The sequence below is a fragment of the Sulfurihydrogenibium azorense Az-Fu1 genome (assembly GCF_000021545.1).
Taxonomy (GTDB): domain Bacteria; phylum Aquificota; class Aquificia; order Aquificales; family Hydrogenothermaceae; genus Sulfurihydrogenibium; species Sulfurihydrogenibium azorense.
Map to the genome: position 1 here is coordinate 857714 of NC_012438.1, position 14549 is coordinate 872262.

15 protein-coding genes are annotated in these 14549 nt (G+C 31.6%); 8 read left to right on the forward strand and 7 right to left on the reverse strand.

The window, feature by feature from the left end:
- Both fabZ and SULAZ_RS04545 read right to left on the reverse strand, forming a co-directional pair.
- Entirely contained in the window at window positions 1-426 is a 426-nt protein-coding gene (gene fabZ / locus SULAZ_RS04540; RefSeq protein WP_012674057.1) for a 3-hydroxyacyl-ACP dehydratase FabZ, read from the reverse strand.
- Entirely contained in the window at window positions 414-1286 is an 873-nt protein-coding gene (locus SULAZ_RS04545; RefSeq protein ID WP_012674055.1) for a UbiA-like polyprenyltransferase, read from the reverse strand. The genes fabZ and SULAZ_RS04545 overlap by 13 nt, the downstream gene beginning before the upstream one ends.
- A 92-nt stretch (window positions 1287-1378) precedes the next feature.
- Between SULAZ_RS04545 and SULAZ_RS04550 the strand changes: the two genes are divergently transcribed.
- Together SULAZ_RS04550 and nadD are read left to right on the forward strand one after the other, a co-directional pair.
- Window positions 1379-2845 carry a Do family serine endopeptidase gene (locus SULAZ_RS04550; RefSeq protein WP_012674996.1) on the forward strand — a complete coding sequence of 489 codons (1467 nt, stop codon included), beginning with the start codon at window positions 1379-1381 and terminating at the stop codon, window positions 2843-2845.
- Window positions 2842-3468 (forward strand): nicotinate (nicotinamide) nucleotide adenylyltransferase, encoded by a 627-nt coding sequence (gene nadD, locus SULAZ_RS04555; RefSeq protein WP_012673694.1) that lies wholly within the window; start codon window positions 2842-2844, stop codon window positions 3466-3468. Before SULAZ_RS04550 ends, nadD begins: the two co-directional genes overlap by 4 nt.
- An 18-nt stretch (window positions 3469-3486) precedes the next feature.
- Here nadD and SULAZ_RS09025 read toward each other — a convergent pair whose 3' ends face one another.
- From SULAZ_RS09025 to SULAZ_RS04570, 4 genes are all read right to left on the reverse strand, one after another.
- Window positions 3487-3630, reverse strand: a complete 144-nt coding sequence (locus SULAZ_RS09025; protein WP_012674718.1) for a hypothetical protein — start codon at window positions 3628-3630, stop codon at window positions 3487-3489.
- A gap of 16 nt (window positions 3631-3646) precedes the next feature.
- Window positions 3647-5068, reverse strand: coding sequence for an NAD(P)/FAD-dependent oxidoreductase (locus SULAZ_RS04560; protein WP_012673521.1), 1422 nt, complete (start codon window positions 5066-5068; stop codon window positions 3647-3649).
- Between the two features lie 124 nt (window positions 5069-5192).
- The gene (locus tag SULAZ_RS04565; RefSeq protein ID WP_012673450.1) at window positions 5193-6176 is read right to left on the reverse strand and encodes an IS481 family transposase; all 984 of its coding nucleotides are present in this window, start codon (window positions 6174-6176) and stop codon (window positions 5193-5195) included.
- A complete protein-coding gene (locus tag SULAZ_RS04570; protein WP_012674119.1) occupies window positions 6127-7071 on the reverse strand; it encodes an IS982 family transposase in 945 nt (314 codons plus the stop codon). Before SULAZ_RS04570 ends, SULAZ_RS04565 begins: the two co-directional genes overlap by 50 nt.
- A 223-nt stretch (window positions 7072-7294) precedes the next feature.
- Here SULAZ_RS04570 and ygfZ point away from each other — a divergent pair, with 223 nt between their 5' ends.
- From ygfZ to SULAZ_RS04600, 6 genes are read left to right on the forward strand one after another with little or no spacing between them, the layout of a single operon-like run.
- The gene (ygfZ, locus tag SULAZ_RS04575) at window positions 7295-8188 is read left to right on the forward strand and encodes a CAF17-like 4Fe-4S cluster assembly/insertion protein YgfZ (protein ID WP_012675025.1); all 894 of its coding nucleotides are present in this window, start codon (window positions 7295-7297) and stop codon (window positions 8186-8188) included.
- A complete protein-coding gene (locus SULAZ_RS04580) occupies window positions 8181-9167 on the forward strand; it encodes a two-component system sensor histidine kinase NtrB (protein ID WP_012674676.1) in 987 nt (328 codons plus the stop codon). The genes ygfZ and SULAZ_RS04580 overlap by 8 nt, the downstream gene beginning before the upstream one ends.
- The gene (locus SULAZ_RS04585) at window positions 9148-10521 is read left to right on the forward strand and encodes a sigma-54-dependent transcriptional regulator (RefSeq protein WP_012674746.1); all 1374 of its coding nucleotides are present in this window, start codon (window positions 9148-9150) and stop codon (window positions 10519-10521) included. The genes SULAZ_RS04580 and SULAZ_RS04585 overlap by 20 nt, the downstream gene beginning before the upstream one ends.
- A gap of 20 nt (window positions 10522-10541) precedes the next feature.
- Window positions 10542-11417: a tetratricopeptide repeat protein gene (locus SULAZ_RS04590; protein WP_012675052.1), complete on the forward strand. Its 876-nt coding sequence runs from the start codon at window positions 10542-10544 to the stop codon at window positions 11415-11417.
- A 9-nt stretch (window positions 11418-11426) separates the two neighbouring features.
- The gene (locus tag SULAZ_RS04595) at window positions 11427-12410 is read left to right on the forward strand and encodes a glycosyltransferase family 2 protein (RefSeq protein WP_012674230.1); all 984 of its coding nucleotides are present in this window, start codon (window positions 11427-11429) and stop codon (window positions 12408-12410) included.
- On the forward strand, window positions 12403-13269 hold the full coding sequence (locus tag SULAZ_RS04600; protein ID WP_012675107.1) for a lysylphosphatidylglycerol synthase transmembrane domain-containing protein: 867 nt from the start codon (window positions 12403-12405) through the stop codon (window positions 13267-13269). Before SULAZ_RS04595 ends, SULAZ_RS04600 begins: the two co-directional genes overlap by 8 nt.
- Here SULAZ_RS04600 and SULAZ_RS04605 read toward each other — a convergent pair.
- Window positions 13259-14503, reverse strand: a complete 1245-nt coding sequence (locus tag SULAZ_RS04605) for a hypothetical protein (protein WP_012674176.1) — start codon at window positions 14501-14503, stop codon at window positions 13259-13261. The genes SULAZ_RS04600 and SULAZ_RS04605 overlap by 11 nt on opposite strands.
- Window positions 14504-14549 lie beyond the last annotated feature (46 nt).

Here is a 14549-nt window from a genome sequence, read left to right on the forward strand (position 1 = left end):
TTACTTAACAGCTGCCATTAAGATTGCTTCACAAACAACCTGCCCGTCAACTTTTGCAACGGCTTTTATTTTTCCCATCGATCTTTTTATGTTTATTCCTTCTACTTCAAAAATAATTTGGTCTCCCGGGACTACTGGTTTTCTAAACTTAGCTTCTTCTATACTTGCAAATAAAACGGTCCCATTTGTTATGTTTGCCTTTTTTAACATTAAGTAGGCTCCAACTTGAGCCATAGCCTCTATAATTAAAACTCCGGGCATCACAGGGTTATCAGGAAAGTGTCCTACAAAAAAAGGCTCATTGTAAGTTACATTTTTTAATGCTTTTATCTTCATATTTTCAACATCTAACTCTAATATCCTATCAACAAGTAAAAAGGGGTATCTGTGAGGTAAGACCTTCATAATATCCATTACATTTTCCATAACAATCCTCCAAGGTAAGTATCTAAAATAACAAATACCATATATATTATACTTACAAAACCATTAACTGTAAAAAAAGCCTTGTTTATTTTAGATAAATCACTCTCTTTTATCAATGTATGCTCATACACTAAAAATCCAGCTAAAATAAAAATTCCTATGTAGTATACCAAACCCATACCAGCAAAAAAACCTGTAAGTAATATAAATAAAAATGTTAAAAAGTGAAAAAATCTTGCTATAAAGATAGACTTTTTTATGCCGTACTTAGCAGGTATTGAGTATATACCTAACGATTTGTCAAACTCATAATCTTGAAGGGCATAAAGAATATCAAATCCTGCAACCCAAAACGCCATTGCAACACCTAAAGTAATCGCCGATAACTCTACACTACCTTTAAGAGCTATACTTACAGCTACAGGAATTAGAAAGTAAACAGCTCCCAGTATAAGATGGACATACTGGGTAAATCTCTTTCCAGCCGGGTATATTAAAAGTAAAAGAATAACTACAGGTGAAAGCCAGAATGCAAGCATATTTAATTTGTAGGCAGTGTACATAAATAAAATAGAAGCTGTCAAACCAAGAGCCATCATCTCCCAAGGTTTAACTTCTCCTTTTGCCGATGGCCAGTTTTTTGTTCTTGGATTTAACTTGTCTATGGGGATGTCTATATACCTGTTAAAAGCCATTCCAGCAGTTCTTGCAAAAACCATTGCAAGTATAATCCAAAAAATTTTTTCTACTTGTGGTAATCCTTTTTCAATGATGAAAACAGACGATACACCAAAAGGTATGGCGAAAATCGTGTGAGAAAACTTTATAAGTTCAAGGTACGTTTTAAGTTTATTTATCACTTGTTAACACATCCTATAAAAATTAAAATTATAATAATTATATCAAGCTTTGGAGTTGTACGTTGATTAACAGAAAGGAGGTAATAAAAATCGTGAAAAGGTTTGTTTTACCTGTTTTAATAATTCTTGGTTTAGCATTCTTTGTAAAAGCTCAGTTTGGGAAGTTTCAAGAGGGATATAAACAAAATGTTGAAGGTAAGTCTTACAGTTTTCCTACGTTAGAGGCTATAGATAATGAAAGGACAAAACTTATTGAAAGTGTATCTCCGGGGGTAGCGACTGTTTTTACGACACAGGAAATAACAGTTAACAACCCATTTTTTGATATGCCTTTTGGAGACTTTTTTGGTATTCCAAACACTCCTCAATTTAAACAAAAAAGACAAGGACTTGGTTCTGCATTTATAGTTGATGTAGATTACAACAAGAAAGTTGTTTACCTTCTTACGAATAACCACGTAGTAGAAAATGCAAAAGATATTCAAGTACAATTTAAAAATAAAATGATTTTGAAAGGAAAAGTTGTAGGTGGTGATAAACTTAGTGATGTTGCAGTTTTGGAAGTTCCATTTAAAAAAGGTATAGAAGATTTTGCATCCAAAAATGTTTTAAAACTTGGTGATTCAGACCAGCTTAAAGTAGGTTCAACTGTTATTGCAATAGGAGCTCCGTTGGGATTATCTGATACAGTTACTATAGGTATAGTATCGGCTAAAAACAGACAGATAGAAGACAGACCCGGTGAAGGATTTATACAAACAGATGCAGCCATCAACCCAGGAAACTCAGGTGGACCTTTAATAAACGTTAGAGGAGAGGTTGTAGGTATAAATACTGCAATAATAGCAGGAGCTCAGGGTCTTGGGTTTGCTGTTCCTATCAATCAAGCAAAATGGGTTATGGATCAGATACTAAAGTACGGTAAAGTAAAAAGAAGTAAAATAGGAGTTGTTATTCAACCTTTAACAGCAGATTTAGCAGAACATTTTGGAGTTAACGAAGGTGCTTTAGTATCAAGTGTTCAACCTGGTGGACCTGCAGATAAAGCGGGTATAAAAGCTGGAGATATTATTGTAGAAGTAAACGGAAAGAAAATCTCTGACATATCAGACCTTCAAAATCAAGTTATGAAAAATCCTCCGGGGTCGAAACTTAAAATAAAAGTTATAAGAGATGGTAAAGAGCTTACTTTTGACGTTGTTACAGTCCCTTTAGAATCAGATGAAACAGCTTCTACAGAAGAATCAGGACAGGCAGCTAATATAGAAAGTGCTATAGGTTTAATAGTAAAAGATATTACTCCTGAATTGATAAAAAGATACGGACTTCCAAAGGTAGATTACGGTGTCTTAGTATACGCCGTTAAGGAAGGCTCTGTAGCTGAAGAAGCTGGATTACAGGCAGGAGATATTATACTGTCAGTCAATAAAAAACCTGTAAGGTCTGCATCAGAGTTTTGGCAGATTATAAGTAAGGCAAAAAATGAAAAACAAGACAACGTTTTACTCTACATCCAAAGAAGAGATAACAGAATATATACAACACTGCCATTAAGATGATAGCATTATTCGGCGGAAGTTTTGACCCAGTTCATCTGGGTCATTTAAGAATTGCTGAAGACGTTAGGGAGTTTTTCAATTTAAAAAAAGTTATATTTGTACCGGCCTACCTATCTCCTTTAAAAGAGTCCTCTAACGCATCTGCTGAAGACAGGTTTAATATGCTTACTTTATCAATAAAAGACAATCCTTACTTTGAAGTATCAGATTACGAGATAAAAAAAGGAGGTAAATCCTACACGATAGAAACTGTTGAGCACTACGAGAGGCTTTTTTACCATAAACCAGTTTTAATACTTGGTTCTGACTCTCTTTTAACGTTGCATAAATGGAAAAAACCAGAAGATTTACTAAAAAAAGCCAACTTTATAGTTGTAGGAAGAGGAAAAGACAGTTATAAAGAGATTAAAAATTATCTTAATACCTTTTTCAATTTTAATAACATTTTTTACAATGAAAGTATTATAAAAGAAGGAGTATATTTTTTTGACAGCCGTCGGATTGACATCTCTTCAACAGAGATAAGGGAAAGGGTAAAGTTAGGAAAGTCTATAAAGTATTTGGTGTTAGAAGAAGTAGAAAATTATATAAAAGAAAAAAATCTTTATAAAAACAGCCCATAAAGGGCTGTCTATTTTACACTAGTGAGTTTTATAACCTTTTTCAGCTTCTTTAACTAATCTTAAAAAGTGGAAAGCAAGACTTATAGCTCTGAAAAATTGAGATATTAAAGAATGCATTTTTCTTCTATCAGCATCTGAAAATCTAAACTTTGCCTGTGCCATTTTTAAATCCTCCTATTTAAGGTATTAATTTCCAGAAAGGTTTACCTTGTAGTTTCCATAAGAAAGCATAGTGTAATCCTAACTTAAACCACGCTCCTGCTTTGCCTGGTTCTGCAACACAAAGGTCTAAGTCTCTTCCGTACTCTCCGTATTTAGCCCTATTTCTTGCAACCGGGAATATAGCAATAGTTCCTGCCATACCGTCAAATATGCCATTTTTCATAGAAGCAACACAAAGCCCTGGTGTTTCTGCCATAGAAGCTGTGTTTTGTGGTTCTCTTCCCTCTATCATGTCAATTATATTTAGAGCTGCCGCTTTACCAGAGAGCTCAGCTGTGTATCCAGTTCTTGGGGGTGCAGGAGCTATTATTGTTCCGTTTGGAGATTTACCCGGTTTAGATAAAGGTCCTGGTGGTGCAAATGCGATTCCGGCTGCAAATATATTTTTATATATTGGGTTTTGGTATGTTTTAGGCCAGTCTGGACCGTCTAACTCTTCATAAGGTTTTCCGTAAACAGCGTCAACTTTTACAAATCCTGCAGGGTTGCACACTTTATCTTTAATATCGTTTCCATCTTTATCTATCCATTTAATTGGCTGTCCGGCAAAAGGTGGTAATAGCATTGCAAAGTCATACTCTATCTCTTTAAACTCTCCATCTAAGTTTTCGGTATATATCTTTTTATCATCAACTTTATGAACGTGGCTTCTTATTTCATACTTTATATCGTAGTCGTAGAATATTGCCTCTGCCATCATTTCAGAAGTAAATATTAAAGACCCTTTCTTAGCCTCAAGCCCATCTATTCCAAAATCTCCCAATTTTGGCTCATTAGAAAGCCATATAAGTTCAACTCTATCTCTTAAACCTCTATCTACTAAATCGTTATGAACGTTTGTTATAAACTCAAAGGCAGCTCCTTGACAGGTACACCCACCATGCCCTGTACCTATAACTACTCTCGCCTTATCTCCTTTTTCTAACCTTTTTACAAGCTCAAGGTATGCTTTAGCCGTTTCTACGGCGTGAGGTGGTGTACACACTGAGTAAGTATAACCTTTATCAGGTCCAAGTCCTGGTGTTGCATCAAAGTTGAGCTTTGGACCGGTAGCAACTAAAAGATAGTCGTAATCAAGTCTTTTAGAATCTTGTGTTCCGTAAGGCTGGACTATAACGTAATTTTCATCTGGATGAACTTCTGTTAAAAACCCTCTTTCGTACTTGATACCAAATTTATCGTAAACCGGCTTTAATGGGAACTGGGTCTTTTCAACAGGCATCTGGCCTACACCAACCCAGATAAGAGAGGGAATGTAGTTGAAAGTTTCGTTAGGCGTAACAACTGTGATTTCGTGTTTGCCTTTCAGCCTGTCTCCTAAAATGAGAGCTGCGTAATGCCCTGCAAATCCACTTCCAGCGATAACAATTTTTGCCATGACTTCCTCCAAAAAAAATTAATTAATTATCTGTATGAGTTCTATACATCGTGAACACCTTCACCTAAAAATTTTATCATGTATGAGTTCTATACATCGTGAACACCTTCACCTAAAAATTTTATCATACTCCATAAACAATGTCTGCTGGTCTTTTGTATCCTAAAGAATGATGTGGCCTTATAAAATTGTACTTCCTTACATACTTCCTTAACTTCTTATTCATCTCCTCTAATGTGTAATCTAATCCCTCTATCAACCATAACTCCTCTTCTATTGTCCTTATCAATCTTTCTACAACACCATTAGTCTTTGGACTCCTTGGATAGCTAAAGTAATGCTCCACTCCTATATCCGTTAAATACTTGTTAAACTCCCCTAAAAACTCACTCCCGTTATCTGTTTGTACCCTCTTTATCTCAAATTCAAAATACTCATTTAACTCAATATAAAATTCTTTTGTTTTCTTTGAATTTTTACTTTCATATACCCGTGCAAAACAAAATCTGCTATACTTATCTATAGCTGTGAATTGGTAATATGTTGCACCTGCGATGTTCAGGTGTTTTACGTCTATTTGTACTACATCCCCTGGGGCTTGTGCTTGCAAGCCTCTTTTTGTCCTTTTCTTCTTTATACTCTTTTTTCTTTTGTTTTGTATTTTAATTGATTTTGTTCTCTCTATTAATCCTTCTTCTTTTAATACTTTATACACTGTAGATGGTGATACTTTTATGTTTTTTTCTTCTTGTAGATATGCCGATATTTTTTCTTTGCTCCAAGTTGGGTTTTGTTTCCTGACTTTTATTATTTGTTCTCTGTACTGATTTCTTATAGTTGGTTTTCTTGTGTTTTTTGGTGTTTTAGGTCTATCAAGAAGTCCTTCAAGTCCGTCTTTTTTGTATCTTTCAAACCATTTATAGAAGGTAGTTCTTGATATTCCGAAGTATCTGCAGGTTTTGGATATATTTTTTGTATCTTGGTAGTGCTGTATCCATTTTAGTCTTTTTTTGGCTTCTTTTGTTAAAGGAATGTCTTTAATCTTGTTTGATAGTTTTTTAGGAAAGAGTGTTGTCATATACATAGGGGTTCCTATAATACCTTTCATATAACCTACCTCCTGTTTTTGTTGAAATTATTTTAAAGGGGTAGGTGTTCACTGTGTATTGAAACTTATACAAACTTAAAGCTAAAATGAAGAAGTTTATCTTAGCTTTAAATCCTTCTAAAGATACTGCCCTGATATCCTCTATTCCCATATAGTATAACTTGCTAAATACTGTCTCTATTCTCTTCCTTACTCTCTTTAAAAACTCTTGTTTATCCTTTTGTTTGTGATGTACTTTCCCCTTCTTTCTTATAGCCTCTAACTCTATTCCTAAACTCTTAAATTCTTCTTTTAAATCCTTTGAATTAAAAGCTTTGTCTGCTATTATTGTCCCTTTGTTTAATATATCTATCAAAACACTGTCCTCTTTTACTTCCTTTAAAAAGTTTATATCATGCTTTGAAGCTGGAATAATCTCATATCCTATCGGTCTTTTGTAATAATCCACTATTAATCCTATTTTAAAACCAAACCATTCTCTTGCTGCATTGTTTCCTTTGTATAACTTACCAGAAACTTTCTTGTTTCTTTTCATTCTTTGATTTTTACAAACAGGTATTGGTTTTGTATCTGCTATGTATACTGTGGTTATCTTCTCAGAAAATAAATTTGTAAGAATGATTGAGATTACTTGAGCAAGTTTATATAGTTTTTTAGCTCTTTTTACTATTGCTGGTAATTGAGGAACATAAGGGAAAAGGTCATTGTAATTCTCTTTAAATTCCTTAAGTGTTATTTTGTAATCACCTTTTCTATAGCTCATAGAAAATATGATGAGAGTTATAAGCTCTACATCAGAGAATTTAGGCTTATTTGTTTTATGTTTATGTTTTATGAGTTTTAGGATTTCATCTGTCAGAATATAAACGTTTATGATATAATCTCTAAAAGTCATGATTTTACCTCCAGTGGTAGTTTTACTTTATGATACCACTGGAGGTTTTTTATTTCATCTTTTTTTCGAATTGGAAATTAGGGTTAATTAATTATCATATCATAAATCTAAAAATGTTAGTTAACAACAACTAACTAATAAAAATCATAGAAAAATTTTCAATTAAAATTAGATAATGAATTGATAAGCTATTCATTGATTTATATCAAAAAAGGAGTGTTTAATGAACTGGATTTCACTAAACCGCCATAAAATCTTAGTTAAAGGTAAAAAATCAAAGTTAAACTTAAAAGGGGTAAATGAAGAACATAAAGCTTTTTTACATAATATTTTAAGTAATGATATCGTAAATTTACAAACTGGTAGATTTAATTACAATCTAATGTTAGATAGTAAAGGTTCTCCTTTAACAGACTTTTTCGTTTACAACAACGATAATGTGTACATTTTAGATACAGAAGAGGACCCTTATCAAACTATTGAAAAGTTAAATAAATTAAAACTTTCTCTTCAAGTAAACTTTGAAGTTCTTCCTTCACGACATTTATACATCTTTGGTGAGAATGTAGAAGATTTTATAAAAAGTATGGGGTTAAACTTAGAAAAGTTTAGTTTTGCAAAAAGTCATAAATACTTTGTTGCAAACAACCCTTTAAGGTTAGGAGTAAAGGGGTATGATATTTTTGGAGATATTGAAAATATACTGGATTTACTAAATCCTCAGGATGAGATATCATTACAAGATTTTGAAGATTTAAGAATAAAAAGCTGTATACCTAAGATAAAAAAAGAGTTGAAAGAAAATATACTTCCATTAGAAACAAACATTTGGAAGTACGCTATAAGTTTAAATAAAGGTTGTTATGTAGGTCAAGAAGCTGTTGCAAGAGTATACTACAGAGGTAAACCACCGAGAGTTATGGCCAAGTTTTTGATAAATAAAGATATTAAAGAGGAAGACAAGATAATTTTTGAAGGAAAATCCATAGGAATAATGACATCAATTACAACTGATGGAAAAACTGGTCTTGGCTTTATATTAAGAGCTAAAGCTCAAGAAGGTAAGGATTACGATGGTATAATATTGGAAAAAGTCTGTGAAGAGTTAAATGCATGAAAAGGAAATTTTAGATAATTTTCAGGAACCAATCGTAGTTATTGATAAAGATAAAAATATAGTTTACTCTAATTCTGCTTTTGATTCTTACATCTCTTACTTCTCTAAAAACGACATAATAAATCTACTAAAAGAGATACTATCTATAAAGTACTTGGAAGAAGGACTCTCAGTTAAAAATTATCTGATAACACTTAACAACTCTTACCTTTTAGTAGATGTTTATCCATTTGAAGATATGTATATAATCTTACTAAAAGATATTACAAGACTTGTAAAGTTAGAAGAAGAACTGAAAAAAGAAGGAACTTTAACGGCAGTATCTAAATTTTTAATACAGCTTTTCCATGATATAAAAGGACCTATCACGGGAATAAAAGCAGCTACTGAGTATTTAAAAGAAAACCCAGACGAGTTAGATCTTTTAGATGATATTATTTATGAGGTAAATAAAATACAAAATTATATAAATCAGCTTTCATCCTTATCAAAACCATTAAAATTAAATCTCTCTTACCAAAACATTCACAAATTGATAGACAAAGTAGTAAAAAAGTATGAAAAAGTGTATAAAAATGTAAAATTTATAAAGCTTTACGACCCAAGCCTTCCAGACATCTATGTTGATAAAGAGAAGATGACATCTGTTATTGAAAACCTAGTAAAAAATGCAATTGAGGCTATAGACCAAAAAGGAGAGATAACAATACAAACAGGTATATCCTTTGACTCAGTCTTTTCTCCAAGAATGAATAAAGTATCAATAAAAATAAAAGATAGCGGAAAAGGTGTTCCTCAAGAGATTGTTGATAAAATATTTTTACCTCATTTTACTACAAAAGAAAGTGGGTCTGGTGTTGGACTTGCAAATGCCTATAATATTGTAAAAAGTCATAAAGGTATATTAAGATATATAGGAAATTCTACATTTGAAATATTACTACCTATAAGGATTGAGGTTGAAAGCAATAATATTTGAAGACGAAAAAACAACACGAAATGTTTTAAAAAGGATTTTAAACAAAGAAAATATAGAAGTTTACGATTTTGAATCTGGAGAGGAAGCTTTAGAAAAAGTAAAAAGCATTAATCCAGATTTTGTATTTTTAGATATAGGTTTAAAAAACTTCAACGGTTTGGAAATCCTAAAATCTATAACATCTTTAAAAAGTTATCCTTACGTGGTAATAATATCAGGCCATTCAGAGTATAAGTATTTAATACAAGCGATGAAGTATGGAGCTTTTGATTACATAGTAAAACCTTTCGATATAGAAAGGATTAAACAAGTAGTAAACGAGATAAAAGAGAGTTTAAAAGCAAAACATATCTCACAAGTCTCTCCTGATGAGGTTGTGGGGAAAAGCTCTGCGATGAAGGAAGTGTTTAAACTTGTAGGTAGAGCTGCTAGCTCAAAAGATCCTGTACTTATAACTGGTGAAAGTGGAACAGGTAAGGAAGTAATAGCAAATTTAATTCACAAATACTCAGATAGATCAGAAAAACCCTTTATAGCCATAAATATGGCATCTATCCCAATAGGACTTATAGAAAGTGAGCTTTTTGGGTATGAAAAAGGAGCATTTACCGGAGCTGATAAAGCAAAAGAAGGAAAGTTTGTCCAAGCTGATGGAGGAACATTGTTTTTAGACGAGATAGGAGAGATGCCTTTAGAGTCTCAAGCTAAACTTTTGAGAGCAGTGCAAGATATGGAAATTCAGCCTCTTGGATCAAATAAAACTAAAAAGGTAGATGTAAGGATAATAACAGCTACAAATAAAGATTTGATAAAGTTAGTTGCAGAAGGGAAATTCAGAGAAGACCTGTTTTACAGATTATCAGTGATAGAAATAAGATTACCACCTTTAAGAGAAAGACAGGAAGATATCCCGGATTTGGTTGAACTTTTTACAAAACAAGCTTTAGAAAGATATAAATTATCATCTGGAGGCTTTACTCAAGAGTCTATTAAATTTTTAATCAACTATAAATGGCCTGGAAACGTTAGAGAGTTAAAAAATTTAGTTTTTAAACTAATAGCATTATATAGAGAAAGACCTATAACTCCCGATTTACTCCCAGCAAATATAAGAGGAGAAGAGGAAAAAACTTCTGATTGGAAAAGTGGATTTTTAATAGAAGCAAGAAAAATGCTTACAAGAAAGAGGAAAAATATATATATAAAACTTATAGAAGAAGCAGAGTACATACTTATAAAAGAAGCACTAAAATTTACAAACGGAAATATATCCCAAGCTGCTGAGTATTTAGGTTTACATAGAAATACAATCTCTAAAAAGATAAAAGATTTAGACATATCTCTTGAAGATTAGTTAATGGTATAATAATCTTTATGAGGAAATTTTTAATATTAAAACTTATTTTACTAGTTTTTATACTAAACTCTTGTGCTCAACAAGGGATAAACAGTAATACAGATTATACAAGCTCAGTTGATGGAAAGTACCTGTACGATATGGGGGTATCATATCTAAGTAGTGGTAATAACGCCATGGCTATTTCTTACTTAGAAAAAGCTTTAGAAATAAATAAACAACCGGAAGTTTACAACTCCTTAGCTCTTGCTTATCAATTTGCAGGAGAGTACGAAAAAGCTTTAAAAACTTTTAAAGAAGGGTTAGAGAGGTATCCAAACTCTCCAGAACTTCTAACAAACTATGGAATTCTCCTTGCAGTTTTAAAAAAGTATAACGAGGCTATTACCTATCTTGAAAAAGCAGTAAATCATCCAACTTACCCAAAAAAAGAGATAGCATTCTATAATTTAGGTTTAATTTATAGAGAGCTTGGAAAGGAAGATAAATTTATTGATTATGTAAACAAAGCCATTATGTACAACTCTAACTACCTCAATGCATACCTCACACTTGGGGACTACTACTATGAAAGATACAAAAAATACAAAAACCTCTTAGATTTAAAAATTTCAAGGGATTACTACGCTAAAGCATTACAACTAAGTATTAACGACCCTATCATATTCTACAAATTGGGTTTAGTTTATAAAAACCTAAACCAAGTAGATTTAGCAAAATTTTATTTAGAAAAGGCTTTAAAGGCTTCTCAAGATAATAAAAGTCTGCAAGAAGAGATAAAAAAAGTATTATTTGATTTAGTTGAAAATCCAAAAAGTGAAGAAAATTTAAATCCTAACAATGAGTCGAAAACCAACAATGAAGCTGACCAAATAAAAAATTTGATAAAATAAAGGAGAGACATGGATAAGAAAGTTTACTTATCTATCGTTGTTCCCATTTATAACGAAGAAGAAAATTTACCAATACTTTACAAAAAAATAAAAGATGTGCTGGAAAATCTTTTCAATCAAGAGAGATATAAAGACAAGACATATGAAATAATTTTTGTAAATGATGGAAGTAAAGACAAATCTTGGCAGATAATAAAAGAATTAGCAGAAAAAGACCCTCACGTTATTGGGATAAACTTTAGAAGGAATTTTGGTCAGACAGCTGCAATGGCTGCAGGTTTTGACAAAGCTCAAGGAGAGATTATCGTAACAATGGATGGAGACCTTCAAAATGACCCAGAAGATATTCCAAAACTCCTTGAAAAGATAGATGAAGGTTATGATGTTGTAAGTGGATGGAGAAAAGACAGAAAAGATGCCTTTTTAAGTAGGACACTACCCTCAAGGATAGCAAACTGGCTTATATCAAAAACTACAGGTGTATATTTACACGATTATGGATGCTCCTTAAAAGCTTACAGGTCAGAAGTGGCAAAAAGTTTAGACTCTTACGGAGAGATGCATAGGTTCTTACCTGCTTTAGCAAAGATAGTAGGAGCTAACATCACAGAGATTCCAGTTAAACACCATCCAAGGATATATGGAAAGTCTAAATACGGCATATCAAGAACTTTTAAAGTGATTTTAGATTTACTCTGGGTAAAGTTTTTGATAGATTATAGAAATAAACCTCTTAGAGTGTTTGGAGGTTTTGGATTTTTATTCTTAGTGATAGGTTTTTTAACTTTATTCTACCTTGCATGTGAAAAGATATGTTTAGGACATTCAATAGGAAACAGGCCACTATTGATGTTTGGAATGTTATCGTTTTTAACCGGAATAAACCTTATATCTACTGGAATAATAGCTGAAATTATAATAAGGACTTATTATGAGTCTCAAGGTAAAAAGCCTTATGTTATAAAAGGGGTAATACAAAAAAAGAATGAATAAAACTAAAATATTAAAGCTCTTCCTTTCTATCTTTATTACGTTTGTTTTTTTTTACTTTTTTCAAAAAATTGTAGGTTTTGATAAACTTTTAGAGTTTTTTAGATTAATTACGTTTAAGCAGATTTTTTTAGCTTTTATTTTATATATATTTAGCTATATAGTAAGGACTATAAGGTGGAGTTATACACTTAGCATAAAAGATTTTTTTAAACTCTTTAAGTTAACAGTTTATAACACTTTTTTTAATATAGTCTTACCTTTTAGAACTGGGGAGTTGTCCTTTTTTTATATGCTGAAAAAAGAAAATATACACATAACCGAATCTACTATGAGTTTTATAATTACGAGATTTTTTGATGGTATATCTTTACTATCTTTATTTTTTCTGGCTTATTTTACTTATACAAATAGCTTCATTTTGGGGTTTATTTCTTTTATTCTTTTACCATTTTCTTTCTTGATTTTATTATTTATCTTCAAGTTTATTAAGCATGAGAAAGTCAAAAACTACAATCAAAGTATGATAAATTTTAGAAATGTATCAATGGTTTACTTTCTATCTATTTTAACACTTATATTTAAGTTTTCTGCCTTCTATATTATCTTACCAAAAGAAGCTAATTTAGATTTTTTACAGTCTATACTCGCTTCATCTTTGGCTGATTTAACTACTGTTCTTCCTATCCACGGAATAGCAGGAATAGGTACTTACGAAACTGGATATGTAGGTATTCTTATTTTTCTATCTGTACCGAAAGATACAGCTTTACTTTCAGCTTTCTTAGTCCACACCTTTATACTTATAAGTAGTAGTCTCTTAGCTATCTTTGTTTATTTAATTAAAATGTTTAAACTCTAAATGCTTGTTCTAACTTTTCTTTTACTATTTTTGCAGTTATCTCTGCTACGTAATCTTTTAACTCTTTTTTAATAATTTCTTCTATTTCTGCAGTTAAAACTTTTTCTGCCTCTTCTCTTACTTTATTTTTTAATTGATTCTTTATTTCTTCCATCTCTCTTCTTGCTTCGTCTTGAAAGTCTATTTGAAGATGGTCTATTATCGTAGCCATTGCAGGATCGTTTTTTAGATATTCTCTCGCAATCTCTAAGGCCATCTTTTTTATGTCTTCAGAAGAGATCTGGATATTAAAGTTGGCTATCATATCTTTTCCTCCTTCTATATTTTTCTCTTCATTGACCTCTTTAGGAGAGTCCATTATTTCATTTAAAGTAATAGTTTTAGGTTTTTGTTCTAATTCTTCTTTTGGATATATAGTAGCCTCTTTCGTTGGGATATCCTCTGCTTTAATATCCTCTATTTTGTTGTCTTTGTTTTCGTTTTCTATATAACTATTTCCTAAAATTTCTTCAAGATTTTCCAAATTATTTAAGTATGTTTCTTCAGCTTCTAAATCCTTAGATATGTCCAAATTGGTTGTTTCTAATATACCATAATCCATCTCTATAATCTTTTCTTCTTGTTTATGACCTGATAAATCTTCAAAGTTGAAGTTATCAAGCAGTGAGAGGTCTTCATGTACTTCTTTGTAGTCTTTTTCCTTAGATGTATCTTCATATTCTAAAAATAAATCATTGTACTCCAACCCTAAGGAAGGTGTTTCTGTTGTTTCAGAGTCCTTTAACTCAACTTCATGGAAAAATTCTTCTAACTCTTTAAATTCAGAGTATACATCGGCTTCTTTACTTTCCTCTTCATAAGGCTTGGTCTTAACTTCCTCGTTTATATTTGGAATTTCTACTTTTGAAGCTATTTTTTGTAGGACTTCATTTGTATCAGCATTTTTTGGTAAAAATTCAAAATTCCCTTGAAATATACTTTTATCAATTGGGTTTTCTGGAGCAGTAAGGACTATGTAATTTAAGTTTTTATCTTTCATCTTATTAGTCAAATATCTCAAATCATCTTCTGCAAAAACACCGGATGATGCATCGTATATAACTGTATCAAAATCATCTCTAAAGTTTTTTATAAAAGAAAGACTATCCCCAAATATATCGTATTTTGTATTACCTAAATTTTTTGTCAGCTCTTGTACATACTTAATATCGTAAGATATAATAGCTATAGCCATGTACTTCCTCCATATTTAGCTTTACTTTTATCTTTTCGGCAAAATT